The organism is Clostridium nigeriense (assembly GCF_900086595.1).
GTDB classification, from domain to species: Bacteria; Bacillota; Clostridia; order Clostridiales; family Clostridiaceae; genus Clostridium; species Clostridium nigeriense.
In genome coordinates, this window is record NZ_LT575472.1 from 1,833,052 (window position 1) to 1,858,812 (window position 25,761).

At 28.7% G+C, this 25,761-nt stretch carries 25 protein-coding genes; all 25 read left to right on the forward strand.

Annotated elements, in window-relative coordinates:
* Nucleotides 1-77: 77 nt before the first annotated feature.
* The 25 genes from lexA to aspS all read left to right on the forward strand — a co-directional run bounded on the left by lexA (nucleotide 78) and on the right by aspS (nucleotide 25,611).
* Nucleotides 78-1,508, forward strand: a complete 1,431-nt coding sequence (lexA, locus tag BN6774_RS08710) for a transcriptional repressor LexA (RefSeq protein WP_066892694.1) — start codon at nucleotides 78-80, stop codon at nucleotides 1,506-1,508.
* A gap of 135 nt (nucleotides 1,509-1,643) precedes the next feature.
* Nucleotides 1,644-1,850, forward strand: a complete 207-nt coding sequence (locus BN6774_RS08715; RefSeq protein WP_066892696.1) for a hypothetical protein — start codon at nucleotides 1,644-1,646, stop codon at nucleotides 1,848-1,850.
* Nucleotides 1,851-1,940: 90 nt separating this feature from the next.
* A complete protein-coding gene (locus tag BN6774_RS08720) occupies nucleotides 1,941-2,648 on the forward strand; it encodes a DUF3784 domain-containing protein (RefSeq protein WP_066892698.1) in 708 nt (235 codons plus the stop codon).
* A gap of 200 nt (nucleotides 2,649-2,848) precedes the next feature.
* Nucleotides 2,849-3,460 carry a DNA-3-methyladenine glycosylase gene (locus tag BN6774_RS08725; RefSeq protein WP_066892700.1) on the forward strand — a complete coding sequence of 204 codons (612 nt, stop codon included), beginning with the start codon at nucleotides 2,849-2,851 and terminating at the stop codon, nucleotides 3,458-3,460.
* A gap of 67 nt (nucleotides 3,461-3,527) precedes the next feature.
* Entirely contained in the window at nucleotides 3,528-3,908 is a 381-nt protein-coding gene (locus tag BN6774_RS08730; RefSeq protein WP_066892702.1) for a hypothetical protein, read from the forward strand.
* Nucleotides 3,909-3,954: 46 nt separating this feature from the next.
* Entirely contained in the window at nucleotides 3,955-4,413 is a 459-nt protein-coding gene (gene msrB / locus BN6774_RS08735) for a peptide-methionine (R)-S-oxide reductase MsrB (protein WP_066892704.1), read from the forward strand.
* Between the two features lie 127 nt (nucleotides 4,414-4,540).
* Nucleotides 4,541-6,754 (forward strand): stage V sporulation protein D, encoded by a 2,214-nt coding sequence (locus tag BN6774_RS08740; protein ID WP_066892706.1) that lies wholly within the window; start codon nucleotides 4,541-4,543, stop codon nucleotides 6,752-6,754.
* A 16-nt stretch (nucleotides 6,755-6,770) separates the two neighbouring features.
* Complete coding sequence (gene spoVE, locus BN6774_RS08745; RefSeq protein WP_084767126.1) at nucleotides 6,771-7,934, forward strand: stage V sporulation protein E; 1,164 nt, start codon at nucleotides 6,771-6,773, stop codon at nucleotides 7,932-7,934.
* A gap of 36 nt (nucleotides 7,935-7,970) precedes the next feature.
* Nucleotides 7,971-8,840, forward strand: a complete 870-nt coding sequence (locus tag BN6774_RS08750; RefSeq protein WP_207644573.1) for a DegV family protein — start codon at nucleotides 7,971-7,973, stop codon at nucleotides 8,838-8,840.
* 229 nt (nucleotides 8,841-9,069) lie between these two features.
* Nucleotides 9,070-9,675: a Holliday junction branch migration protein RuvA gene (ruvA, locus tag BN6774_RS08755; protein WP_066892712.1), complete on the forward strand. Its 606-nt coding sequence runs from the start codon at nucleotides 9,070-9,072 to the stop codon at nucleotides 9,673-9,675.
* 10 nt (nucleotides 9,676-9,685) lie between these two features.
* Nucleotides 9,686-10,711, forward strand: a complete 1,026-nt coding sequence (gene ruvB, locus BN6774_RS08760; protein ID WP_066892714.1) for a Holliday junction branch migration DNA helicase RuvB — start codon at nucleotides 9,686-9,688, stop codon at nucleotides 10,709-10,711.
* Between the two features lie 34 nt (nucleotides 10,712-10,745).
* The gene (gene queA / locus BN6774_RS08765) at nucleotides 10,746-11,774 is read left to right on the forward strand and encodes a tRNA preQ1(34) S-adenosylmethionine ribosyltransferase-isomerase QueA (protein WP_066892716.1); all 1,029 of its coding nucleotides are present in this window, start codon (nucleotides 10,746-10,748) and stop codon (nucleotides 11,772-11,774) included.
* Nucleotides 11,775-11,794: 20 nt separating this feature from the next.
* Nucleotides 11,795-12,937, forward strand: a complete 1,143-nt coding sequence (gene tgt / locus BN6774_RS08770; RefSeq protein ID WP_066892718.1) for a tRNA guanosine(34) transglycosylase Tgt — start codon at nucleotides 11,795-11,797, stop codon at nucleotides 12,935-12,937.
* A 94-nt stretch (nucleotides 12,938-13,031) separates the two neighbouring features.
* The gene (yajC, locus tag BN6774_RS08775) at nucleotides 13,032-13,316 is read left to right on the forward strand and encodes a preprotein translocase subunit YajC (protein WP_066892720.1); all 285 of its coding nucleotides are present in this window, start codon (nucleotides 13,032-13,034) and stop codon (nucleotides 13,314-13,316) included.
* A gap of 51 nt (nucleotides 13,317-13,367) precedes the next feature.
* A complete protein-coding gene (locus BN6774_RS08780) occupies nucleotides 13,368-13,736 on the forward strand; it encodes a TIGR04086 family membrane protein (RefSeq protein ID WP_066892722.1) in 369 nt (122 codons plus the stop codon).
* A 274-nt stretch (nucleotides 13,737-14,010) separates the two neighbouring features.
* Nucleotides 14,011-15,270, forward strand: a complete 1,260-nt coding sequence (gene secD, locus BN6774_RS08785; protein WP_066892725.1) for a protein translocase subunit SecD — start codon at nucleotides 14,011-14,013, stop codon at nucleotides 15,268-15,270.
* The gene (gene secF / locus BN6774_RS08790) at nucleotides 15,263-16,135 is read left to right on the forward strand and encodes a protein translocase subunit SecF (RefSeq protein ID WP_066892726.1); all 873 of its coding nucleotides are present in this window, start codon (nucleotides 15,263-15,265) and stop codon (nucleotides 16,133-16,135) included. The genes secD and secF overlap by 8 nt, the downstream gene beginning before the upstream one ends.
* Nucleotides 16,136-16,273: 138 nt before the next feature.
* On the forward strand, nucleotides 16,274-17,125 hold the full coding sequence (locus BN6774_RS08795; protein ID WP_066892728.1) for a DHH family phosphoesterase: 852 nt from the start codon (nucleotides 16,274-16,276) through the stop codon (nucleotides 17,123-17,125).
* Nucleotides 17,126-17,227: 102 nt separating this feature from the next.
* Nucleotides 17,228-17,746, forward strand: a complete 519-nt coding sequence (locus BN6774_RS08800; protein ID WP_066892730.1) for an adenine phosphoribosyltransferase — start codon at nucleotides 17,228-17,230, stop codon at nucleotides 17,744-17,746.
* A gap of 101 nt (nucleotides 17,747-17,847) precedes the next feature.
* On the forward strand, nucleotides 17,848-20,037 hold the full coding sequence (locus BN6774_RS08805; protein ID WP_066892731.1) for a RelA/SpoT family protein: 2,190 nt from the start codon (nucleotides 17,848-17,850) through the stop codon (nucleotides 20,035-20,037).
* 11 nt (nucleotides 20,038-20,048) lie between these two features.
* Complete coding sequence (gene dtd, locus BN6774_RS08810) at nucleotides 20,049-20,498, forward strand: D-aminoacyl-tRNA deacylase (RefSeq protein ID WP_066892734.1); 450 nt, start codon at nucleotides 20,049-20,051, stop codon at nucleotides 20,496-20,498.
* A gap of 15 nt (nucleotides 20,499-20,513) precedes the next feature.
* Entirely contained in the window at nucleotides 20,514-21,116 is a 603-nt protein-coding gene (locus BN6774_RS08815) for an MBL fold metallo-hydrolase (protein WP_066892736.1), read from the forward strand.
* 11 nt (nucleotides 21,117-21,127) lie between these two features.
* Nucleotides 21,128-22,552, forward strand: coding sequence for a coproporphyrinogen III oxidase (locus tag BN6774_RS08820; RefSeq protein ID WP_066892738.1), 1,425 nt, complete (start codon nucleotides 21,128-21,130; stop codon nucleotides 22,550-22,552).
* Between the two features lie 11 nt (nucleotides 22,553-22,563).
* Entirely contained in the window at nucleotides 22,564-23,811 is a 1,248-nt protein-coding gene (hisS, locus tag BN6774_RS08825) for a histidine--tRNA ligase (protein ID WP_066892740.1), read from the forward strand.
* A gap of 15 nt (nucleotides 23,812-23,826) precedes the next feature.
* Complete coding sequence (gene aspS / locus BN6774_RS08830) at nucleotides 23,827-25,611, forward strand: aspartate--tRNA ligase (protein ID WP_066892741.1); 1,785 nt, start codon at nucleotides 23,827-23,829, stop codon at nucleotides 25,609-25,611.
* Nucleotides 25,612-25,761 lie beyond the last annotated feature (150 nt).

The following is a 25,761-nucleotide window of genomic DNA, read 5'->3' on the forward strand; positions in this document are numbered from 1 at the left end:
TAATATTTGACTTATAGTAATAATGAATATATTATTATAATACATAAATAATTGGACGTAGATTAGGCGGTGAGATAATGGAATTTACAAAAACTCAAGATAAGTTTATAAGACATAGATCTTCTGGTTACCAGGTTTTAAAAGGTAAAGAAGGAACAGGTAAAAGTACTGTATCAATTTATAAGGCATTAAATTTAGAAAATAATTATTGTCTTTATGAAGATGATAAAGTATTGTTTGTAACATCAAATTATAGCAAAAATATGGATGCTATTGAGCTTTATAACAAAGAAAATAATAAAGAATACTTTTATTCACTATTTTCTTTAGATAAAGAAAGAGTTAGTATTGTTACTTTAGAAGAACTTTTAAATACATATTATAATGCTTATATTAGAGAAAAGGGACAAATTTTTAAGAAAATAAATAGAAGCCAAGCTATAGAGATATTGAGTGGTTTAAAAGATGAAATAGAATATTTTTGTAGAAAATCAAAGTTTATAAAAAAAATAAGTTTGGAATTCTTATTAGATGAGATTCTTTGGATAAAGGCTAGTAATTTTGAATTAGAAGAGTATTTATCAGTTGATAGAAAAGGTAGAAAAGAAAGAATTAAAAAAAATTCTTATACAAGGGAAAGTATATATAAAATAAAAGAATTATATAATGAAAAATTATTAAGTGATTTTTTTGTAGATGAATATGATCATGTATTATTTGCTATTTCGTATCTAAAAAGATTTAAGGGATTATACAGTCATGTAATTTTAGATGATATTGAGAAGTTAACAAAAGCTGAAATAGATTTTGTTAAAAGACTTTATAAAGAAAGATCATACTCTTCGTTTGTTTTTATATTAAATAGTGAATTAAATAATAATGAAAACTCATGGATGATAAAGGGAAGAAAATTTAATACTTTAGGTGTTGATGTTAAAGGAAAGAGTTTTAACTTTAAATTAAAATTTGAGAAGAAAGAAAAGAAAGTTAATACTATTGAGAGATATAAGTATGTTAATTTAAAAAATAAAAATATAGTTGAATTTAATATAGATACTTCATCTAATAATAAAGAACTATATGATGATGATGAAAATACTGTATATGCTGAAAATGAATTAGCTGATATACCTATGTTTAATAATATAGCTGCAGGTAATCCTATAGAGATAAATGATAATATAGAAGGATTTTTCCATTTACCTAAATATTGGCTTGAAAAAGGAAAAGATTCATTTATTTTAAGAGTTAAGGGAGATTCAATGGTTGATAAAAATATTTGTGACGGAGATTTAGTTGTAATAAAAAAACAATTAAATGCTAATCACAATGATATTGTGGCAGCTAGCTTGGATGGAGAGGCCACATTAAAAACTTTAAATTTAAATGGCGAATCACCTAAATTAATGCCAGCCAATTCTCTATATTCTCCTATAAAATTAGAAAATAAAGATGTAAGTATTTTAGGTGTTGCAATAGGAGTAATAAAAGAGCTATCTAATAATTAAAATTAAGAGTTAAAAATGATGAAAAACTCCTTAGGGAGTTTTTTTTTGTTTTTAGCGAATGTAAATATTTCCCAGAAAATAATTAACATAATATCCTATTTATAAGAATAATAATAGTTAAAAGGGAGTGGTTACATGGAAAAGATCTTATTAGAAGATAGAAAAAATAAAATATTAGAAAATATAAATTATGCTAAAGAAATAAAAATAAATAAAATATCAGCTATTCTTATTACTGAAGATGAGAAAATAAAAAGTGAAATTATATCATGGCTAATATATGAAGGGTATAAAGTATCTTTAATTAAAGATGAAGTAGATATATTAAATATAGAGTGGTAAAAATTATATTTTTATATTGACACTATAAGTAAAGATGATATAATTAACTTAATAAAGGGTATTCCTAAACGCTTAAAAGGGTGGTTAATAATGGCGTATATAATTATTTTTTCTATTGTCAGTTTGTTATTTGTATTTCTTGGAATAGCAATAAGTAGATATAAGTGCTATTGGCTAATTGCAGGTTATAATACTGCATCTAAGGAAGAAAAAGCAAGAATTGATATAGAAAATGTTGCTAAGCACATGAGTAGAATGTGTTACCTAATAGCTTTTATATTATTTTTAGGGTCGATGACTTCTAAATATTATAGTATTTCAATATTGCCATTTATTATATTAATGCTTGTGGTGATTTTTGGATATTTATTTTATATTCAAAGATTTGATCATAATAAAAAGAATAAAGCGGAAACTATTGTAATTATAATAATTGCTTTTGTAGCATTTTCAATAACCTTAATAACATTTTCCTTTGGTGCTGAACCAAATAAAATTAAAGTAACAGAAAATACTATTATTATTGATGGAAGTTTTGGTACAAGCATAAAAAAGCAAGATATTAAATCAATAGAGCTTATAGAAAGTTTACCAGAAGTAACCTTAAAGGTTAATGGTTATAGTGATGGGGGTTTTGTTAAAAAAGGTGATTTTAAATTGAAAAGTGGAGAAAAGGTGAAGCTTTATATTCAAAGTAATACTGGACCATATATTAAAATTTCTACTGTGAATAATGATATTTATATTAATTATAAAGATAATAAACAAACACTAGCATCATTAAAAAATTTAAAATAGCAAAGATTTAAGGGGCTTAATAGCTCCTTTATCTTTGCTCTTTTTTCTTCATTTAGGTTTATTAACTCATTTCTCAATAAATTACTAATGCTAAAAATATCTTATTAGTGTATTGATTATAAATTATATTTTTGATAATTAATAATAATAATTTAAAATAGGTTATAATAAATAAAAAATACTTTTTGTGGAGATATAAGATGATAATAAGCAAGGATTTTTATAAAAAAGGTGCAATAGATGTTGCTAAAAGTATATTGGGAGATTATATTGTTAGAGAAGTTAATGGAATTAAGATTAAAACAATGATTGTAGAAACTGAGAGTTATATAGGTGCAATAGATAAAGCATGTCATGCTTATAATTATAAAAGAACAGAAAGAACTAAGCCTTTATATGAAGAGGGTGGAATAGCCTATGTTTACTTTATTTATGGATTATATCATTGCTTTAATATAGTAACTAATATAAAAAATGAACCAGAAGCTGTATTAATTAGAGCGGTAGAGCCTTTAGACAATTTTGATTTAATTTCAAATATAAGATTTAACAAAAATTATAATGAGTTAACTAAATATCAAAAAAAGAATTTAACAAATGGGCCATCTAAGCTTTGTAGTGCTCTAAATATAACAAGAAGTGATAATTATAAAAAACTATATTTAGAAGAAGATATATATTTAGAATATAATCCAAACAAAAATTTTGAAATAGTAGAAACAACGAGAATAGGAATTGATTATGCTGAGGAAGCTAAAGAATTTTTATGGAGATTTTATATTAAGGATAATCCCTATGTTTCTAAGAAGTAAAATTAAATGAATATTTATATAAAATAAATCAAAACTATTAATGATTTTAATTTTAGGAGGTTTTTTTATGAAGTTTAAAAAATCATTAATAGTAATTTGCTCTATATTCGTATTTTCATTTATACTAATAGGAGCAGATCCAGAAAAGGGTATGAATAGCAAAAGTCCTGTAGTAATGGGAGAAGTAATTGAAGTTCAAAAGAGCGAAGAAGATAAGATTATTAGGGTAACAGTAGAAGGATATATAAAAGGAAATGAAGTAAATAAGATTAAAGTTGTAGGGATAATTAATGATGAAACTAAAATTATGAACTCAACTAATGATAAAAAAGAAAATATAGAAGTTGAAAAAGGTGATTTAGTTTATATGAGAGTTAGTGAAGCAATGACAAAGTCAGAGCCACCACAAACTGTTGTAAAAAGATTATTTATAACTAAGAATAAATAGAAAAAATTTCTGGATACATATATAATATATATAATATTATAAGTAAATGGAGGGGTGGAAAATGAAAAAATATAGTAAAGAGGAATTAAAAAATAAATTAACTGAGTTACAGTATAAAGTTACACAAGAAAATGGTACAGAGCCACCTTTTTTTAATGAGTATTACGATAATTTTAAAGAAGGTATTTATGTGGATATAGTATCTTTAGAACCTTTATTTGTATCAGATAATAAATTTGATTCAGGATGTGGATGGCCTGCATTTTCAAAGCCTATTGATAGGAAGTTAATTAAGGAAAACATTGATAGAAGTCATGGAATGATAAGGACAGAAGTAAGAAGTAAATCATCAGATTCACATTTAGGTCATGTTTTTTGTGACGGACCAGAAGAATTAGGTGGCTTAAGATATTGTATTAATTCAGCAGCTTTAAAATTCATACCAAAAGAAAAGATGAAGGAAGAAGGATATGAAGAATATTTAGATTTGTTTCATGAAAAGTAAAAGTGAATTTTCACTTTTACTTTTATTTAAGTTAAGAATAATGTATTGATTTACATAATTATTTAATTTTTGTTATAATTAAATAATAGAACTTAGGAAAATATAATTACAACCTTGGGGGTTTAGAATGGAAAGAAGATTTAAGAGTGCTAAGGGAAAAGTAGACAGTAAAGGTAAGAATAATTCAAGAGAAAGAGCTCTATATGTGACTATATCCGTTTGCTTGGTGTTTTTATTACTAATAAGTAAATTAACATATATTATGATTTATAAAAGTAAAGAGTACAAGCATATGGCTCAGGGACAATGGAATTCTCAAGTTACAGTTGAAGCAGATAGAGGTGATATTACTGATAGAAATGGCTCGATTCTTGCAACTTCTATTGATGTTTATAGAGTTGACTTAGATTTAGAAGCAATAGATATATATATACAGGACGAAGAAATAACAAAAGATGAAGTAGCACAAAAATTATCAGAGGCTTCAGGATTAGCTTTAGAAGAAGTTAAGGAAAAATTAAATCCTATTAGTGAGGATGGAGTTAAAGTTACTACAAGTAATCTTATAAAGGGAATAAATAAAGAATTAGCAGATAAAATTAGAGCATTAAATATATATGGAGTAGTTACTTCTATTAGTCCTAAAAGATATTATCCAAATGATAATTTCTTATCTCATGTATTGGGAAGTGTAAATGATGATAATAAAGGATTAAATGGTATTGAGCTACAATATGATTATGAACTTAAAGGATTAGATGGATATAAGATTGCTGAAGTAGATGGGAGTTTAGATGAATTACCTTTTCAAACTGTGAAATACACTAGTCCAGTTGATGGAAAAACAGTTACATTGACTATAGATGAAAATATACAGCTAATTGCTGAAAAAGCAGCAGAAAAAGGGTATGAAGATAATAAGGCTAAGGAAGTAACTATTATTGTAATGAACCCTAATAATGGAGAAATATTAGCCATGGTTAATAAGCCTGATTTTAATCCTAATACTCCATATGAAGATTATGAGAATTTTCAAGGGGATAATGATTTTGATAAACTTCAAAGTATGTTTAGAAATGGTGCAATAAGTGATTCCTTTGAGCCAGGATCAACTTTTAAAAACTTCACTTTAGCAGCAGCTTTAGAAGAGGGAGTTGTAAGTGAAAGTGATACTTTTTATTGTGATGGGGGAGTAAAGTTTGGGTCAATTACGATAAAATGTTGGAATACAGCAGGACATGGCACACAAACCCTTGCAGAAATTTTACAAAATTCATGTAACGTAGGGTTTATGGAGGTAGGAGCAAGACTTGGAAATCAAAAATTAAAAGAGTATATAGACAAGTTGGGATTTGGACAATTAACAGGAGTTGATCTTCCAGGAGAATCTGAGGGGATAGTTAAATCTGTTAGTGATATGAGTGAGATGGATTTAGCAACAATTGCGTTTGGTCAAACTAATACAGCTAATAGTCTTCAATTATTACAAGCATTTAATGCTATAGCTAATGGTGGGGATTTAATTCAACCTCATATTATGAAGGAAATTAGTTACGAAGCAAGTAATGGTACAAAAGTAATAGATAAAGTTTTAACACCAACTGTTAAAGAGGGTGTTATATCAGAAGGAACAACTGCTATTATAAGAGATTACTTAGAAAGAACTATAAATGCAGGTGGAGGAATTGGAGCATTTATGGGGGATAAGAATAGAAGAGTTGGCGGAAAAACAGGAACAGCTCAAACAGTAGATACTGTAAATGGAGGATATTCATCAGATAAGTATATAGCTTCAGTTTTATCATTATATCCTGTCGATAATCCACAAGTTACAGTATACATTAAAGTAGTAGAACCAAGTGCTGGTCAATATTACGGGGGACCGGTTACTAGCCCAATATTAAAGTCACTGTTAACAGAATTATTTACTTATATGGACTCACAAGTGTACAAGGAAAAGTATTTAGAAAAAACTAAAGTTGTAGTTCCTGAATTAAGAGGGAAAAGCATAAAGGATGCAAAGAAAATTTTAGAAGAGCTTAACTTAAATATTATGGTTGACAATACAGCATCTAAGGTTACTAACATGGAGCCATATCCAGGGTCATTAGTAGAAGCGGGAGCGAATATTAGCGTTAATTTACCAGGTGATAAAATAGATTCTAATAAGCTTATTATGCCAGATTTAAAGGGGAAAACTTTAGAAGAAGCTACAAATATTTTAAATAGTTTAAATATAAGCTTTAGAAGTAATGGTGTAGGAATAGTAGATGGACAAGATGTTATAGCTGGAAAGCTTATAGAAAAAGGAACAAAGGTAACATTAAGTTTAAAAGAGTAGGATGAGTGGAGATAAGATGAATAAAGTTAAAAAGTCAAATATAAAGGAGAGCAATTTAAAAAGAAAGAAAAAAAAGTATAGTATGAAAAGTATAGATTATGGATTATTATGTGCTATATTAGTGTTACTTTTTATAGGTATAGTTATGGTATATTCATCAAGCTCATATTATGCTTTATATCAAAAGGATGTATATAATTCAGAGTTTTATTTTATAAAAGAAATAATTTGGTCTACAGTTGGAATAGTAGGCATGTTTCTAACCATGTCTTTAGACTATCATTTGTATAAGAAATGGACACCATGGTTAGTATTAATTACTTTAGGATTCCTAGTAATAGTATTATTTGCAGGCGCTAATATAAATGGAGCCATTAGGTGGATAAGACTTGGACCTCTATCTTTCCAACCATCTGAATTGGCTAAGTATGTAGTTGTGCTTTATTTAGCATTATTAATAGATAAAAGGAAGGGAAAAATAAGAAAATTTAAGGAAGGAACTATTTTCTATTTAGCTATAGCAGGAGTTTTTGCACTATTAATATTACTTCAAAAAAATCTAAGTATAACAGCTATAGTTATGATGGTTGCTTTTATAATGATATTAGTTGGTGGTGCTAAACTTAGTCACTTATTTTCATTAGTTCCAGTAGGTTTAGCAGCAGGTATAGCTTTAATATTTACTCAAAGTTATAGATTAGATAGATTAACTAGCTTTTTAAATCCTTGGGCAGATCCTTCTGGAGATAGTTATCAATTAATACAATCTCTTTATGCATTGGGGTCAGGAGGAATATTCGGCGTAGGGCTTGGGAATTCAAGGCAAAAGGCTTTATTTATGCCTGAGCCCCATAATGATTTTATTTTCGCTATTATAGGTGAGGAACTGGGATTAATTGGCTGCGTTGCAATAATTGTTATTTTTATGTTTATAGTAATTAAAGGAGCAACTATAGCAATTAAAGCTAGAGATAATTATGGGTTTTTACTAGGGATAGGAATAATTTCTGTTATAGCAATTCAAGCTATAATTAATATAGCGGTAGTAAGTGGATCTATGCCTGTAACAGGAGTTCCAATGCCTTTTATTAGTTATGGAGGAACATCCCTGGTATTTAATTTAGGAGCTGTTGGAATATTACTTAATATCTCTAGACAGAGTAAAGAAGAAGAATTATAATTAATAGAAAAAACTGGCTAAATAATAGGAGGTATGATGATGAAAACTATAATTTTCACAGACTCTTGTTGTGATTTACCTATAAGCTTTGTTAAAGAAAATAATATTCAAGTTATGTCTATAAGAGTTAATATTAATGGTAAGGACATACCTGATGATTTAGGTGAAAGCATATCTCATAAGAATTTTTATAATCTTATTAGAGAAGGAGAAATGCCAACAACATCTCAAGTGAATGTAAATACTTTTGAAGAAGGTTTTAGAAAGTTTGTTAAAGAAGGATATTCAATTATTTATATTGGATTTTCATCAGCGTTAAGTGGTTGTATAAACAGTGCAAGGTTAGCAAAAGAAACTGTTTTAGAAGATATGAAAGACGCTGATATAACAATAATTGATACTAAAAGTGCTTCAATGGGCCTTGGGCTTATTGTATATTACGCAACTAATATGCTTAAGGAAGGAAAAAATAAAGAAGAAATAATAAACTGGATAGAAGAAAACAAGCTTAAAATAAATCATTGGTTTACAGTAGATGACTTAAATCACTTAAAAAGAGGCGGAAGAATTTCTAGCACGGTAGCTATTGTTGGTACAATGTTAAGCATAAAACCTATAATGCATGTAGATAATGAAGGTAGATTAATTCCTGTGTCAAAAGTTAAAGGAAGAAAAAAATCTATAAAGGCATTACAAGAAAAATTAAAAGAGAGAATTGTAAATCCAGAAGAACAAGTTATTTTTATAAGTCATGGAGATTGTTTAGAGGATGCTGAACATTTAAGAGAGTTAATATTAAAAGAGTTGAATGTTAAAGATGTTATTATAAATAATATAGGTCCGGCAGTAGGTAGCCATTCGGGGCCTGGAACAGTGGCATTATTTTTTATAGGAAATGATAGATAAGTTACAAATGAATAATAAAGAATTTAGAATGTAAAATTGATTAAAAACTATTGAAAGTAGTTTTTAAAATAAAAAATAGTAATTATATAGAAATATAAACATTATTATATATTTTTAGTTATGAGGCTGCTTGAGTAGCCTCGTTTTTTTGCCTTGAATTATTTTATCTATAATGATAAAGTATAGTGTAGATTAATATGGTTAATGAGCATAAGGGAGGGGTAGTTGTATGTACGAATACATAATAGGAAAATATAAAGGTATAAATAAAGACTATATAATTGTTGAAAATAACGGAATTGGATACAAGGTTTTCACCTCGGGAGCAACTATGTCATCTATGCCTAAAATTGATGAGGAAGTTAAGCTTTATCTTGAGCAAATAGTTAGAGAAGATTTTTTAGGTTTATATGGATTTGATTCTAAAGATGAACTAGAAATGTTTAAGCTTCTTATATCTATAAATGGAGTAGGGGCAAAGGCTGCTTTATCTTTACTTTCTATTAGTAGAATAAATAATTTAAGATATGCAATTATGATGGGTGATGAAAAACACTTATGTAAAGCTCCTGGAATAGGGAAGAAAACTGCAGGAAGAATTATTTTAGAGTTAAAAGATAAAATTAAAAAAGAAGATTTAGCAGAAGGTATTGAAAACTCAGGAGATTTTAATGACATGATGCCTGAAAATGCAAGTAATATAGCAGAAGCTTTAGGAGCTTTATTAGCACTAGGATACTCTGAAAAAGAAGCAGAAATTGCTCTTAAGAAAGTAGATAAGACTGATAGCTTGGAGAATATAATAAAAAATTGTTTAAAAGTTCTTATGGGTTAGAGGTGAGTTTATGGAAAGAATAATAACGCCACAGGAGATTTTTGAAGATGGAAACACATTAAGTTTAAGACCTCAAACTTTACAAGAATATATAGGTCAAGATAAAGTTAAAGAAAGATTAAATATATTTATTAAGGCTGCACAAAATAGAAATGAATCTTTAGATCATGTTCTTTTATATGGACCACCTGGACTTGGAAAAACAACCTTAGCTAATATAATAGCAAAAGAAATGAATGGAGAACTTAAAATTACATCAGGACCGGCTATAGAAAGAGCGGGAGATTTAGCTGCTATTTTAACAACCTTAAAAGATAATGATGTTTTATTTATAGATGAAATTCATAGATTAAATAGAAATGTTGAAGAAATATTATACCCCGCCATGGAGGATTATGTTTTAGATATAGTAATAGGAAAAGGAGCTGCAGCAAAGTCTATTAGATTAGATTTACCTAAGTTTACTTTAATAGGTGCTACAACTAGAATAGGAATGCTTACTTCTCCTCTTAGAGATAGATTTGGAGTCCTTTGTGATATGCAATACTATACAGAGGAGCAGTTAAAAGAAATTATAATAAGATCTGCATTTGTTCTTAATTGCGATATAACGGAAGAAGGAGCATATGAGCTAGCTAGACGTTCAAGAGGTACACCAAGAATAGCAAATAGACTATTAAAGCGAGTTAGAGATTATGCAGAGGTATATTCTAATTCATTAATAAGTTATAAAGAAGCAAAAGCAGCTTTAGAATTATTAGAAGTTGATAATAAAGGCTTTGATAGAGTTGATAATAAAATTTTAGAAGCTATAATTGATAATTTTAATGGTGGCCCTGTTGGAATAGAAACTTTATCCTATTTTATAGGAGAAGAGCTAGGAACTATAGAGGATGTTTATGAACCTTATTTATTACAAACTGGGTTTATTGTAAGAACATCAAGAGGAAGAATAGCAACAGATAAGGCTTATGAACACTTAGGAAGAAGCAAAAGGAAAAGAAAAATAACTGGAGAACAACAAAAATTGTTTTGATAAATATACTACGAAAAGACAAGGAGATAATAAAATGAAGGTTAGTGATTTTGATTTTTATCTACCAGAAAAATTAATAGCACAACATCCCTTAGAAAAAAGAGATGCTTCAAGATTAATGGTTTTAGATAAAAATACAGGAAGTATAGAGCATAGATCATTTCATGATGTGATAGAATATTTAAATGAAGGTGATACATTAGTACTAAATAATACTAGAGTAATGCCAGCAAGATTGATTGGTGAAAAAGAAGAAACTGGTGGTAAAATTGAATTCTTACTTTTAAAAAGAATAGAAGGAGATAAATGGGAGTGTCTTGCAAAACCAGGTAAGAGAGCTAAAATTGGGCAAAGCTTTACCTTTGGTGAAGGAAAACTAAAATGCAAGGTAGTAGATATAGTTGAAGAAGGAAATAGAATAATTGAATTTTCTTATGAGGGTATATTTGAGCAAGTTTTAGATGAGTTAGGAGAAATGCCCCTTCCACCATATATAACGGAAAAACTTGATGATAAGGAAAGATATCAAACTGTGTACTCAAAAGAAAAAGGTTCGGCGGCAGCTCCTACTGCAGGATTACATTTTACTGAAGAATTATTAAATGAAATTAAGAAAAAGGGAGTTAATATAGCTTATTTAACTCTTCATGTAGGACTAGGGACTTTTAGACCAGTTAAGGTTGAAGATATTAATGAACATATTATGCATTCGGAATATTATCATTTAGATAAAGAGAATGCTGATTTAATAAATGAAACTAAAAAAAGAGGCAACAAGGTTATAGCAGTTGGAACAACCTCCACTAGAACTTTAGAAACTATTGGAGATGAAAATGGATATGTTAGAGAACAAAGTGGATGGACTGACATATTCATTTATCCAGGATACAAATATAGGGTTATAGATGAGTTAATTACAAACTTTCATTTACCTGAATCTACACTAATTATGTTAGTTTCTGCTTTAGCAGGAAAAGAGAATGTAATGAATGCTTACAATACAGCTGTAAAAGAAGAATATAGATTTTTCTCCTTTGGAGATTCTATGCTTATTAAAGAATAACAAGAAGAGGAAGTGAAAATTTGAGTAAAAAAAGATATACTTTATTAAAAAAAGATGGAAAAGCTAGAAGAGGAAGATTTGAAACTCCTCATGGAACTATAGAAACACCTGTATTTATGAATGTTGGTACTTTAGCAGTTATAAAGGGTGCTGTATCAACTATGGATTTAAAAGATATAGGATGTCAAGTAGAACTTTCTAATACTTACCATCTTCACTTAAGACCATCTGATAAGGTTGTAGCAGAACTTGGGGGCTTACATAAGTTTATGAATTGGGATAGACCAATTTTAACAGATTCAGGTGGATTCCAAGTATTTTCTTTATCAGGAATGAGAAAGATAAAGGAAGAAGGAGTATATTTTTCTTCTCATATAGATGGGAAAAAGATTTTCATGGGACCAGAAGAGTCTATGCAAATACAAAGTAATCTTGCATCAACAATTGCTATGGCCTTTGATGAATGTATTCCAAACCCATCTACAAGAGAATATGTTGAGAAATCAGTAGCAAGAACTACTAGATGGCTTGAAAGATGTAAGACTGAAATGGATAGACTAAATTCTCTGCCAGAGACTATAAATAAAGAACAAATGCTTTTTGGTATCAATCAAGGCGGTTGTTATGAGGATATAAGAATAGAACATGCTAAAACAATTACTAAAATGGATTTAGATGGATATGCTATAGGTGGGTTAGCAGTAGGTGAAACTCATGAAGAAATGTATAGGATTATAGATGCAGTAGTCCCTTATTTGCCAGAAGATAAACCAATTTATTTAATGGGAGTAGGTATTCCTAGCAATATTTTAGAAGCTGTTGATAGAGGGGTTGATTTCTTTGATTGTGTTCTTCCAGCTAGAAATGGAAGGCATGGACATGTATTTACTAAAGACGGTAAAATTAATTTAATGAATGCTAAATTTGAACTAGATACAAGACCTATAGATGAAGGATGTGAGTGTCCAGCATGTAAAAGCTATACTAGAGCATATATTAGACACTTATTTAAAGCTAAGGAAATGCTGGCTATGAGACTTTGTGTTTTACATAATCTTTATTTTTATAATAAGCTTATGGAAGATATAAGAGCAGCTATAGATGGAGGATATTTTAAGGAATTTAAAGAACAAAAACTAAAAGAATGGAATGGAAGAGCTTAAAGTATTAAACATCTGTTAACATAATTGACAGTACCACTTAAATGTTATATATTTTTTATTATGAAATGATAAAAAATATTATTATACGAAGGGAATGAATTCAATGGAACCTATATTATCATTAGTAATACCTTTTGCTTTAATGTTTGCTCTTATGTATTTTTTATTAATACTACCAGAAAAGAAAAGAACAAAGAAGTATAATGAAATGTTAACTGCTTTAGAAAAGAATGATGAAATAGTTACAAGAGGCGGAATAATGGGGAAGATTATAATAGTTGAAGATGACTATGTAATAATTGAAACTAGTGCTGAAAGAACTAAACTTAAGATTTCTAAAAATGGAATAGCTACAAAAGTAAATAAAGTAGAACAATAAGAATAATGCCCCCTAGTTAATCATAAAATTGATACTAGGGGGTGAGTTTTTATGGATTGGATAAGCTATTTTAAAAGTGTATTTAAAGGACTTGCATGGGCACTCGTAATTACTATAATAACAACTATTATTTTTTCTTTTGTAATGAATAGAGTTCCAATTGAAGAAAAAATATTTAATATAATCTACGTAGTAATTTCCTGTTTAGCCTTAGTATTAGGTTCTGTAATAGCTGTAAAATCGTATGGCAGTAAAGGGTGGATTATTGGTTTAGCTGTAGGATGTATTTTTTACATATCCTTATATTTTATCGGAATATTATTTGGAGCAGAAGCAACTTTAACTATATATGATTTTATAAAGTTTGTATTATGCTTATTTATTGGGCTTTTATCTGGTATGCTTGGTATAAACTTGTAGTAGAATAAAGAATGAAGAGTGAAGGTGAAGAATGAAGGAGAAAACTCCTATAAAAATTGTTAAAATTAAATTGTTTTAGCAGTTTGTAAAAAAGTTCATCTATAATTCTTCATTTTTTATTTAAAAATAAATTAATAAAAATGAAAACATTTATATAAATTAATAAAATTTGGCATAGGACATGGTAATAAAATACAAACTATATAAAAAGTTGTTGATATTACTTAACATAAGTAATATAATTTAAGAGAAAATGTACCAGAGGGGGAAGAACATGAAAGGGAGAAGTAAGAGCAAAAGCTTAACATTATTTGTACTTTGTATAGTTGCTATTATCTCACTAGCATTTGCAGGCTTTAAAGGCTTTGTAGTAGCAGGCTGGGAATTTAAGTCTTTTGATAAAGCAATTACAAAGGGCCTTGATCTTCAAGGAGGAGTTTCAGTTTTAATGGAAATACAAGAGGATGATGTTTCATCTGATGTACGTCAAAGAACAAAGCAATTATTAGAACTTAGAGTTAATAAAATTGGAGTAGCTGAAACTGTAGTTACTGAAGAAGGTGACAAAAGAATAAGAATTGACATACCTGGTGCTTATGACTCAAATGAAATAGTTGAAAGTTTAAGTAAAACTGGTAACTTAGAATTTAAGGATGCAGATGGGAATGTTGTCTTAACAGGAAAAGATGTTAAAGAGGCAACAGCTGTTTTAGATGATACTTCAAGACCTGTAGTTTCATTAGAATTAAATGAGGAAGGTCAAGATAAATTTGCTGAAGTAACAGCTAATAACATAGGAAAAACTATAAGCATTTATATGGATGATGAGGTAGTATCATCACCGGTAGTTCAAAGTGCAATTACTAATGGTAAAGCAGTAATTAATGGAATGTCATCAATGGATGAAGCAACGAAATTATCAGGAATAATAAGTTCTGGTGCTCTTCCGGTTACAGTTAAAGCAGTTTCTGTTGAAAGTGTTGGAGCCCAATTAGGTTCGGAAGCACTTCCTAATGCATTAAAAGCAGGAGCAATTGGGGTAGGGTTAATATTCTTATTTATGATAGTTTATTATAGATTGCCTGGTGTTTTTGCAAGTATTGCATTAACACTATATATTACTTTACTTCTTTTAGTATTTGCAGAAATGAAGGTAGCTTTAACATTGCCTGGAATTGCAGCTTTTCTGTTAACAATTGGAATGGCTGTTGATGCTAATATATTAATATTTGAAAGAATTAGAGAAGAATTAATAAAGGGAATATCAATTAAAAGTGCTGTTAAAGCTGGATTTGAAAATGCTATGTCGTCAATTGTTGACTCAAACTCAACTACATTTATAGCAGCAATAATATTATATTTTATAGGTTCAGGTTCGGTAAAGGGATTTGCAGTTACCTTAATGATAGGTATTCTTTTAAGTTTATTTACAGCCTTAATAGTAACAAAAACATTAATTAATTTAGCTGTAGATATGGGACTGTTAAAGAGTCTTGGTCAATTTAGAGTAAAAAGGGGGGCTAAGAATGCTTAAGATAATAGAAAAAACTAAGCTTTGGTTTAGCCTTTCACTAATATTTATAATCATAGGATTAGGATTTACCGTTTCTAGAGGGTTGAATTTTGGAATAGATTTCCAGGGTGGAACTAAGATGGTAGTAGAATTAGGAGCAGGTTTTAACAAACCAGAAGCAGATGAAATTGTAAAAGCATTAGTGCCTGATGCAGTTACTAATGAAGCAAATGACACTCAATATGAAATAAAATCTAAGGATTTAGATACTACTAAGGTATCAGAAGTATTTAAGGCTTTACAAGATAAGTATAATTTAGAAGATAATAAGTTATTATCACAAGTTGAAATAGGAGCTTCAATAGGTAAGGAACTTACAAGAAATTCTATTTTCGCATTATTTATAGCTTGTGGTGCGATGCTTGTATATATAGCAATTAGATTTAAGATGGATTATGGTATAGCTGCAATTATAGCACTTGTACATGACTTATTAATAACAATAAGTGTTTTTGCTATATTTAATATACCAGTTAACACACCATTTATTGCAGCGGTATTAACAATAGTTGGTTATTCTATAAATGATACAATAGTTATTTTTGATAGAATGAGAGAAAATGCTAAGAATATGAGAAGAGCATCAGATACTGAAATAGCTAATAAGAGTTTAACTCAAACTATGTCAAGATCTATAAATACTACATTAACAACATTAATTACAATTATTGCTGTAAATATATTTGTACCGACAGTTAGAGAATTCTCATTCCCATTAATTATAGGTATAGCAGCAGGTGCATATTCTTCTATATTTATAGCTGCACCAACATGGGTTCTTTTAAGAAAAAAACAAGCTAAAAAATCTAATACTAAAATAGCTTAGGGCTAAATAATATAAAAAAATATAAACCTCCTTAATAATTTGGAGGTTTATTGTTTTTTTTGTAAGAAAACATTTGTAATATTTAAGATTTTACATTATAATATATGTGTTTTCTTAAGTTTTATGGAGGAGTTTATAATGCGTAAGTTTTGGGAGAGTATTTATAGTCCAAATTATATTAGTGGATATAATCCCTTTATACTTAAAAATATGAACAAAGCTATTGAACATATGGTAGAAGCTATAAATAATAGGAAAAAGATAGTTATTTATGGTGTGCCAAATGTTGATGGACTATGTGCTATATCATCTTTAAACTTAGTATTAAAGTATTTAAATGCTGATACGGAGTATATAATCCATGACGAAGATTCTAATTCTAAAATAACTTCTGAAAGTATAATAAATGAAGTTAGTTTTCTAGGAGGACAGCTCTTAATAACCTTAGGATTAGATTTAAAGTCAGAAGAAGAAGAAAAGCTTTGTAGGGATCTTGGGATAGATTTGATAGTTTTGGAAAATAAAGAAGATAATGAAGAAAAAAATTACATATACATAAATCCTAGTCAAAAAGGATGTCAATATAGATATAAGAATTTATCTATTAGTGGATTGACTTTTAAGTTAATGCAAGCAATTGCAATTTATTATAACATTAAAAGTATTAATAAATATTTAGATTTAATTCTTATAGGAGAACAATGGGCTGAAGTTCCATTAAAAGGTGAAAATGGTGTCATACTAAAAGAAGGAAGAAAATTTTTGATTAACACTAATAATTACGGTTTAAGAGCTATAATGAATTATTATAATATGGTTCAAATGGATAATGAGTGCATATTAAAAATTATAGATGTAATCACTCCGACTATAAATGCAGTTAGAATGATGGATAATGCACGTATAATTATAGAATTATTAACTACAAATAAAAAAGATAGAGCAGAACAAATAACTAAATATTTAAATAAATCAAAGATGACTATATAATTATTTTAATTAATTACTTTTAAGAAATAATCATATTATTTTTTAGTAAAAATAGTTATAATAATTATATAGTTTATAATTTTTAGTGATGGAGGAGTTATCATGGATCTAAAGGAAAAAATAAGGGTGATTGACAATTTTCCAAAGGAAGGAATTAGCTTTAAAGACATTACAACTGTTATTGGTGATGGTGAAGCATTAAGATATTCTATAGACAAAATGGTAGAACACTTGAAGGATAAAAATATAGATTTAATAGTTGGACCAGAAGCAAGAGGTTTTATATACGGGGTGCCTGTAGCTTATGCCATGGGAATAGGGTTTGTACCTGTGAGAAAGCCAGGAAAATTGCCTGGAGAGACAGTATCAATAACTTATGATTTAGAATATGGTAGCGATACATTGCAAATACACAAAGATGCTATAAAAAAAGGTCAAAGGGTAGCCATAGTAGATGATTTATTAGCAACTGGTGGAACTATTGATGCTGTGGCAAAGCTTGTAGAGTTAGCAGGTGGAGAAGTTGTTTGTTTAGATTTTGCAATTGAACTTACTGGGCTTAACGGAAGAAAGAAACTTGATAAGTATGAAGTTATGTCGTTAGTTGATTATGAGTTTTAATATTGTTGAAATATCGGGACGAATATTATATAATATAAGAAAAATGGCTGGTTGTTAAAACCAGCCAATTATTTTAGACTAAATCAAAGGAGATTACCCATATGTATGAAAGCCTATTACAGAAAATTAAGGAAAATTGTAATAATATTGATATAAATATAGTGAAAAAAGCATATGATTTAGCTTGTGAGGCCCATAAAGAGCAAAAAAGGGAATCAGGAGAGCCATATGTAACTCATCCAATAGATGTGGCTATAATACTAGCAGAAATGGGTATGGATACGAGTACTATTGTTGCTGGACTTCTACATGATGTAATAGAAGATACAGATTATACCTATGAAGATATAAAAAATATTTTTAATGAAGAAATTGCAAATTTAGTTCAAGGAGTAACTAAGCTTGGAAAAATAGAATATAAAACTAAAGAAGAGCAACAGGCTGATAATGTAAGAAAAATGCTTTTAGCTATGGCTAAGGATATAAGAGTTATTATTATAAAGCTTGCAGATAGACTTCATAATTTAAGAACTTTAAAATTTATGCCAAAAGCAAAGCAAAAGCAAAAGGCAAAAGAAACTCTAGATATATATGCTCCATTAGCTCATAGGCTTGGTATTTCTAAAATAAAGTGGGAGCTTGAAGATTTATCATTTAGATATTTACATGAAGAAGAGTATTATGATTTAGTTAAGGAAATCGCAGAAAAAAGAGTTGAAAGAGAAACTTATATATCAGAGATTAAAGAGGACTTATATAAAAAACTTGAGGAGTCTGAAATAGATTGTGATATTGATGGCAGACCAAAGCATTTTTATAGTATTTATAAAAAAATGGTGAATAAAAATAAAAGTATTGAACAAATATTTGATTTAACAGCTATAAGAATCTTAGTTAATACAGTTAAAGATTGTTATGGTGTGTTAGGAATAGTACATACAATATATAAGCCAATACCAGGAAGGTTTAAGGATTATATTGCCATGCCTAAGCCTAATATGTATCAATCACTTCATACTACAGTAATAGGACCACAGGGGAAGACTTTTGAAATTCAAATTAGAACCTTTGAAATGCATAGGACTGCAGAATATGGTATAGCGGCGCACTGGAAGTATAAAGAAGGAGATACACAAGAAGAAAAAGAAATCTCTTTTGAAAACAAATTAGCTTGGCTTAGAGATATGCTGGAGTGGCAAAAAGAAACTTCAGATGCGGAAGAATTTATAGAAGGATTTAAAATAGATTTATTTACAGATGAAATATTTGTATTTACTCCAAAAGGAGTAGTAATTAATTTACCAAGTGAAGCGACACCAATTGATTTTGCTTATAGAATACATACTGATGTTGGAAATAGATGTGTAGGTGCAAAGGTAAATGGGAAAATTGTTCCTCTTGATTATAAGTTAAAGACAGGAGAAATAGTTGAAGTTTTAACTTCTAAAAATGCTAAGGGACCAAATATTGATTGGCTTAATATGGCTAAGAGTAACCAAGCTAAAAGTAAAATAAGACAATGGTTTAAGAAGATTAAAAAGGAAGAGAATATAGATAAAGGTAAAGAAATATTTGAGAAGGAACTTAAAAAGCAGGGAGTAATATATTCAGAAGTTGCTAAAGGTGATGGTTATGAAAAATTTATAAAAAGATATAATATCCATAACATGGAAGATTTATATGCTGCAATAGGCATAGGACAAATATCTGCATCAGCCTACATAGCTAAATTAAAAGAAGAAAATATTATTGAAAAGCAAACACCTGAAAATTTAAATAAAAGTATAGATGAGCATATATCTAAGTCTGATAAAAATAATAATAAAGCTGTATCATCTAATTCTTATGGAATAACAGTAAAGGGTGTTAATAACATAATGGTTAGATTTGCAAGATGCTGCAATCCAGTGCCAGGAGATGAAATACAAGGATATATTACCAAAGGGAGAGGGGTATCTGTTCACAGAAGCGATTGTAGTAACTTAAAAGCATTAGTTAATTATGATAGCAGTAAAGTTGTTGAAGTATCTTGGGGCACAGCTAAGGGAGCTGCATATGTTGCAGAAATTCAAGTTAGAGCTGAAGATAGAATTGGAATATTATCTGATATAATGATAATAATTACAGAGTCAAAATTACCTTTAAATGCTTTAAATGCTAAGTCTTCTAAAGGCAATGTTGCTATGATAAATATAAAAATAAAAATTGATTCCATTGAACAACTAAAAGAACTTATGAGAAAAATAAGAAGATTAAAAGGTGTTATGGACGTTTATAGAATGAATAATTAGTGAGGGATATTATGAGAGTTGTAGTTCAAAGAGTAACATCTTCAAAGGTTATAGTAGAAGATAAAATAGTAGGAGCTATTAATAAAGGACTTAATTTACTTATTGGAATTTCAAAAGAAGATAGTGAAGAAGATTTAGTGTACTTAAGGGATAAAATCGTAAACTTAAGAATTTTTGAAGATGAAAATGATAAAATGAATCTATCTCTATTAGATGTAAAAGGTGATATTTTAGCTATATCACAATTTACTCTATATGGTGATTGTAGAAAAGGAAGAAGACCTAACTTCATGGAAGCGGAAGGTGGAGAAAGGGCTAATTCTTTATATAATAAATTTGTAGAGTTACTTAGAGAAACTAATTTAAAGGTTGAAACAGGTGAATTTGGAGCTCATATGATGGTTGACATTCAAAATGATGGTCCTGTTACTTTAATATTAGATAGTAAAAAGAGTTTTTAGTTAGGAGGTAATAATATGATAGTAAAAACATACCCACTTGGATCTTTACAAACTAACTGCTATTTAGCTATTGATGAAACTACAAATAAAGCAGCAATAATTGACCCAGGTGCAAGTGCTGAGTATTTAATTAAAGAGATTAATTTATTAGGAATAGAAATAGATAAAATACTTTTAACTCATTGTCATTTTGATCATAATGGAGCTGTTGTAGAGCTGAGAGATAAATATAATGTTGATGTATATTTAAATAAAGCAGAAGAAGAATATATGGAAATGGACTCTTCTGGGATATTTGGTAAACTACCTAAGTTTTATAAGTATGTAAATGAAGGTGAAGAAATAACGGTTGGGAATTTAGTTTTTAAAACTATATTTACTCCTGGACATACAAAAGGCGGTACTTGTTATTTAGTTGAAGATAATGTGTTTACAGGTGATACTTTATTTAATGGTTCAATTGGAAGAACCGATTTTTTAGGTGGAAGTTACAATGAAATTATTGATAGTATAGAAAATAAACTTATGATATTAGATAATAATGTTAATGTTTATCCTGGACATGGACCAAAATCTACTATTATTCACGAAAGGATGAAAAATCCATTCCTAGTGTAAAAGGAGAATAAATGGAAGTAATAATTAAATTAAATAATTTAAAGTATAGATATGATGTATATCAAATGTTTAATATATATTATCCATTAGAAGAAATTAAGTTTGAAGATAATGGAGACTATATTATAAATATAGATGAGAAAAAAGTATCATTTTTATATAAAAATTTTTACAAAGAATCTGCTATAGGAGATAATATTAAAGAAGATATTAAAAAGTTAATATTTTCTTCTCTTAAAGAATTAACAGGAGATTATTATCCATGGGGAATTCTAGTTGGAATAAGACCTTCTAAAATAGCATTAAAATATTTAGAAGAAGGAAAAAGTGATGAAGAAATAATTGAATTATTTAAAAAGAAACATTTAGCTTCAGAAGATAAGGCTAGACTATGTATTGAAGTAGCAAGAAAAGAAAAAGAACTTGTAAATAAAGATGAAAAAAATATAGCTATATATATTGGTATGGCTTTTTGTCCAACTAGATGTTTTTATTGTTCCTTCACAGCAAACCCAATTGGTGGTAATAAAAAACTAGTAAATCCTTATTTAGAGGCATTAACATATGAAATTAGAGAGATAAAAAAGTATGTTGATGAAAGAAAATTAAATATAGAAAGTGTTTATTTTGGAGGGGGAACTCCAACTTCAGTAAATAATGAAGAGTTTGAGTCTATTATGAAGGAAATATATATAGCCTTTGTTAAAGATAGAGATATCTTAGAATTTACTGTTGAATGTGGAAGACCTGATAGCATAACTTTAGAGAAGCTAGAGAGTATGAAAAGATATAATACTACTAGAATAAGTATTAATCCTCAAACTATGAATGATGATACTTTAAAGATGATAGGTAGAGGGCATACAGCTAATGATGTTATAGATAAATTTAATTTAGCAAGAAGTTTAGGTTTTAATGATATAAATATGGATATGATTATAGGACTTCCTGGTGAAGGAATAAAGGAAGTAAATTATACAGCTAATGAAATATTAAAATTAAAACCTGATAGTTTAACAGTTCATGGACTATCTTTAAAAAGAGCTTCTATTCTTTATGAGAATTTTATTTTAAAAAAGGGAATACAAATTAAAAAACAAGATGAGTTATCTTTAATGTACGAAAAAAGCATGGATTTAGCAAAATCTTTAAAGATTAATCCATATTATATGTATAGACAAAAAAATATGGTTGGAAATATGGAGAATTTGGGATATTCTAAAGAAGGTAAGGAATGTTTATATAATATCCAAATGATAGAAGATAAACAAACTATAATAGCATTAGGTGCTGATGCGGTATCTAAGGTTGTATTCTTAGAAGAAGATAGAATTGAGAGATTTGGAAATGTTAAAGACATTAGAGAGTACACTAGTAGAATTAAGGAAATGGTAGAGGAAAAGATAAAACTTTTAGATACACTTTACCTTAAATAGGAGGAGATATTATGGAAATCCAAGCACCTAAGGGTACTAAGGATATGTTGCCTGAAGATGCATATAAATGGCATTATGTTGAAGGGATATTAAGAGAAGTTTCAAAAGCCTTTGGTGTAAGAGAAATTAGAACACCAATTTTTGAGCATACTGAATTATTTTTAAGAGGAGTTGGTGAAACAACTGATATTGTACAAAAAGAAATGTACACTTTTAATGATAAGGGAAATAGAAGTATAACTTTAAAACCAGAAGGAACAGCCCCTACAGTTAGAGCTTTTATTGAAAATAGACTTTTTAATGAAGCACAACCTACAAAGTTATACTATATGATACCATGCTTTAGGTATGAAAATGTACAAAAGGGTAGACTTAGACAATTCCATCAATATGGAGTAGAAGTTTTTGGATCGAAAGAGCCATCTATGGATGCGGAAGTAATTTCACTAGCAATGGAAGCTTTAAAAAAGTTAGGTTTAAAGAGCTTAAGTTTAAATATAAATAATTTAGGCTGCCCAAAATGTAGACCTAAGTATAATGAAGCTTTAAAGAAATATTTAGAAGATAATTATGATAATCTTTGTAATGTATGTAAAACAAGATTTGAAAAAAATCCAATGAGAATTCTTGATTGTAAGGAAAAAACTTGCAAAGAAATTACTAAAAATGCCCCTATAATACTAGACTATGTATGTGAAGAATGTGATTCTCACTTTACAGAAGTTAAAAGATACCTTGATGCATTAAACATAAAATATACAATAGATCCTGGTATAGTAAGAGGATTGGATTATTATACAAAGACTATTTTTGAAATCTTAAATGATGATTTCACAGTTTGTGGTGGTGGAAGATATGATAAGCTTATTGAAGAAATAGGTGGACCAGAAATGCCAGCTGTAGGTTTTGGTTTAGGTCTTGAAAGGCTTATTATGACGTTAGAAAATGAAGAAATAGAAATTCCAAAAGAAGATGTTATAGAGCTTTATATAGGTGCTAGAGGTGAAGAGGCTAAACTTGAAGCTTTTGTTTTAGCAAATAAGCTTAGAACAAATAATGTAAAAACAGAAGTAAATCATATGGGAAGAAGCATAAAGGCAGAAATGAAATATGCTAATAAAATAGGAGCAGCCTTTACTACAATTTTAGGTGATGACGAACTTCAAAATAAAGTTTTAAAGCTTAAAAGAATGAGCGATGGTGAACAATTTGAAGTTAGTTTAGATAATATAGATGAAATAACAAAGGTTATAAAATAGTTAGGAGGAATAATAATGGGTGAAGCTTTAGGTGGATTAAAGAGAACCCTAATGTGTGGAGAAGTTAGAGAAAGTAACGTTTCTCAAAAAATCACATTAATGGGATGGGTGCAAAGAAACAGAAAATTAGGAGGTCTTCAATTTATAGACCTAAGAGATAGAACAGGAATTATGCAAATAGTTTTTGGGGAAGAAATAAATGCAGAGGCTTTTGAAAAAGCTAAAGATGTAAGACCTGAATACTGTATAGCTGTAACTGGAGAAGTAGTTTTAAGAGAGGCTCCAAATCACAATATGCCAACAGGATTAGTTGAACTTAAATGTGAAAGTTTAAAAGTTCTTTCAGAGTCAGATACTCCGCCTATCTACATAAAGGAAGGCTTAGATGCAGCAGAAAATATAAGATTGAAATATAGATATTTAGATCTTAGAAGACCTGACATGCAAAGAATATTTATGATTAGAAGTAAGGTTTCTAAGTCAGTTCGTGATTATTTAGATGCAAATAATTTCTTAGAAGTGGAAACACCAATGTTAACAAAGAGTACTCCAGAAGGTGCAAGAGATTACTTAGTTCCTTCAAGAAATTATCCAGGAATGTTCTATGCACTACCACAATCACCTCAAATATTTAAACAACTATTAATGGTTTCTGGATTTGATAGATATTATCAAATTGTTAAGTGCTTTAGAGATGAGGATTTAAGAGCTAATAGACAGCCAGAATTTACTCAAATAGACTTAGAAATGAGTTTTGTTGAAGCTAATGATGTTATGTCAATGAATGAAGGATTAATTGCTCATGTATTTAAAGAAGTAGCTGGAGTAAATGTTAAGCTTCCGATTAAGAGAATGACATTTAAAGATGCTATGGAAAAATACGGTTCAGATAAGCCAGATTTAAGATTTGGAATGGAAATAACTAATATTACAGAAGACGTAAAGGATATGGATTTTGTAGTATTTAAATCAGCTATAGAAAATGGTGGTTCTGTAAGAGCTCTTTGCTTAAAGGGTGGAGCAGACCTTGGAAGAAAGCCAATTGATAAATTAGGTGAATTTGTTAAAACATATAAAGCAAAAGGTCTTGCGTGGATTCAAATTAAAGAAGATGGTATTAAATCTTCAATAGCAAAATTCTTAACTGATGATGTAACTAATGCAATTATGAAAACTATGAATGCTGAAGTTGGTGATGCTATATTTATAGTAGCAGATAAGAACTCAGTAGTATTCCAAAGCTTAGGAGCATTAAGATTAGAACTTGCAAAACAATTTGATTTAATAAAAGATAAAAATGAATTTAACTTTACTTGGATAACTGAATTCCCTCTTTTTGAATACTCAGAAGAAGATGGAAGATATTATGCAGCTCACCATCCATTTACATCACCTATGGATGAAGATATAGATATGCTTGAAAGTAATCCAGGAGAAGTAAGAGCTAAAGCATACGATTTAGTTTTAAATGGTGAAGAATTAGGTGGAGGTTCTATAAGAATCCACGATTCTAAACTTCAAGAAAAAATGTTTAAAGTTTTAGGCTTTACTGAAGAATCAGCTCAGGAGAGATTTGGATTCTTAATAGATGCCTTTAAGTTTGGTCCACCACCACATGGAGGATTAGCATTTGGTCTTGATAGAATGATAATGTTCTTAGCAGGAACTGATAACATCAAAGATGTTATAGCATTCCCTAAGAATCAAAATGCTTATTGTTACTTAAGTGAAGCTCCAAATATAGTAGATGAAAATCAATTAGAAGACTTAGGTATTTCAATTGTAAAGAAAGAACAATAGGAATTAAAATTTAATGAAGTAATTTCTTATAAATTACAAGTAAAAGAGATAGTTTTATTTAAAACTATCTCTTTTTTAATATAATTTAATTTAGATTATTGACAATGGTAAATATATGGAATAATATATGTATATAGAGTATATATACAC

Bases quoted from the DNA above. Each gene is read 5' to 3' on its own strand.
- spoVE (WP_084767126.1), top strand. From the start codon at position 6,771: ATGAATAAAGTTAAAAAGTCAAATATAAAGGAGAGCAATTTAAAAAGA.
- BN6774_RS08815 (WP_066892736.1), top strand. From the start codon at position 20,514: ATGATAGTAAAAACATACCCACTTGGATCTTTACAAACTAACTGCTAT.
- BN6774_RS08740 (WP_066892706.1), top strand. From the start codon at position 4,541: ATGGAAAGAAGATTTAAGAGTGCTAAGGGAAAAGTAGACAGTAAAGGT.
- BN6774_RS08820 (WP_066892738.1), top strand. From the start codon at position 21,128: ATGGAAGTAATAATTAAATTAAATAATTTAAAGTATAGATATGATGTA.
- secF (WP_066892726.1), top strand. From the start codon at position 15,263: ATGCTTAAGATAATAGAAAAAACTAAGCTTTGGTTTAGCCTTTCACTA.
- BN6774_RS08800 (WP_066892730.1), top strand. From the start codon at position 17,228: ATGGATCTAAAGGAAAAAATAAGGGTGATTGACAATTTTCCAAAGGAA.
- hisS (WP_066892740.1), top strand. From the start codon at position 22,564: ATGGAAATCCAAGCACCTAAGGGTACTAAGGATATGTTGCCTGAAGAT.
- ruvA (WP_066892712.1), top strand. From the start codon at position 9,070: ATGTACGAATACATAATAGGAAAATATAAAGGTATAAATAAAGACTAT.
- aspS (WP_066892741.1), top strand. From the start codon at position 23,827: ATGGGTGAAGCTTTAGGTGGATTAAAGAGAACCCTAATGTGTGGAGAA.
- BN6774_RS08750 (WP_207644573.1), top strand. From the start codon at position 7,971: ATGATGAAAACTATAATTTTCACAGACTCTTGTTGTGATTTACCTATA.
- yajC (WP_066892720.1), top strand. From the start codon at position 13,032: ATGAATTCAATGGAACCTATATTATCATTAGTAATACCTTTTGCTTTA.
- BN6774_RS08725 (WP_066892700.1), top strand. From the start codon at position 2,849: ATGATAATAAGCAAGGATTTTTATAAAAAAGGTGCAATAGATGTTGCT.
- secD (WP_066892725.1), top strand. From the start codon at position 14,011: ATGAAAGGGAGAAGTAAGAGCAAAAGCTTAACATTATTTGTACTTTGT.
- queA (WP_066892716.1), top strand. From the start codon at position 10,746: ATGAAGGTTAGTGATTTTGATTTTTATCTACCAGAAAAATTAATAGCA.
- ruvB (WP_066892714.1), top strand. From the start codon at position 9,686: ATGGAAAGAATAATAACGCCACAGGAGATTTTTGAAGATGGAAACACA.
- BN6774_RS08720 (WP_066892698.1), top strand. From the start codon at position 1,941: ATGGCGTATATAATTATTTTTTCTATTGTCAGTTTGTTATTTGTATTT.
- BN6774_RS08805 (WP_066892731.1), top strand. From the start codon at position 17,848: ATGTATGAAAGCCTATTACAGAAAATTAAGGAAAATTGTAATAATATT.
- BN6774_RS08730 (WP_066892702.1), top strand. From the start codon at position 3,528: ATGAAGTTTAAAAAATCATTAATAGTAATTTGCTCTATATTCGTATTT.
- msrB (WP_066892704.1), top strand. From the start codon at position 3,955: ATGGAGGGGTGGAAAATGAAAAAATATAGTAAAGAGGAATTAAAAAAT.
- BN6774_RS08795 (WP_066892728.1), top strand. From the start codon at position 16,274: ATGCGTAAGTTTTGGGAGAGTATTTATAGTCCAAATTATATTAGTGGA.
- BN6774_RS08780 (WP_066892722.1), top strand. From the start codon at position 13,368: ATGGATTGGATAAGCTATTTTAAAAGTGTATTTAAAGGACTTGCATGG.
- BN6774_RS08715 (WP_066892696.1), top strand. From the start codon at position 1,644: ATGGAAAAGATCTTATTAGAAGATAGAAAAAATAAAATATTAGAAAAT.
- lexA (WP_066892694.1), top strand. From the start codon at position 78: ATGGAATTTACAAAAACTCAAGATAAGTTTATAAGACATAGATCTTCT.
- dtd (WP_066892734.1), top strand. From the start codon at position 20,049: ATGAGAGTTGTAGTTCAAAGAGTAACATCTTCAAAGGTTATAGTAGAA.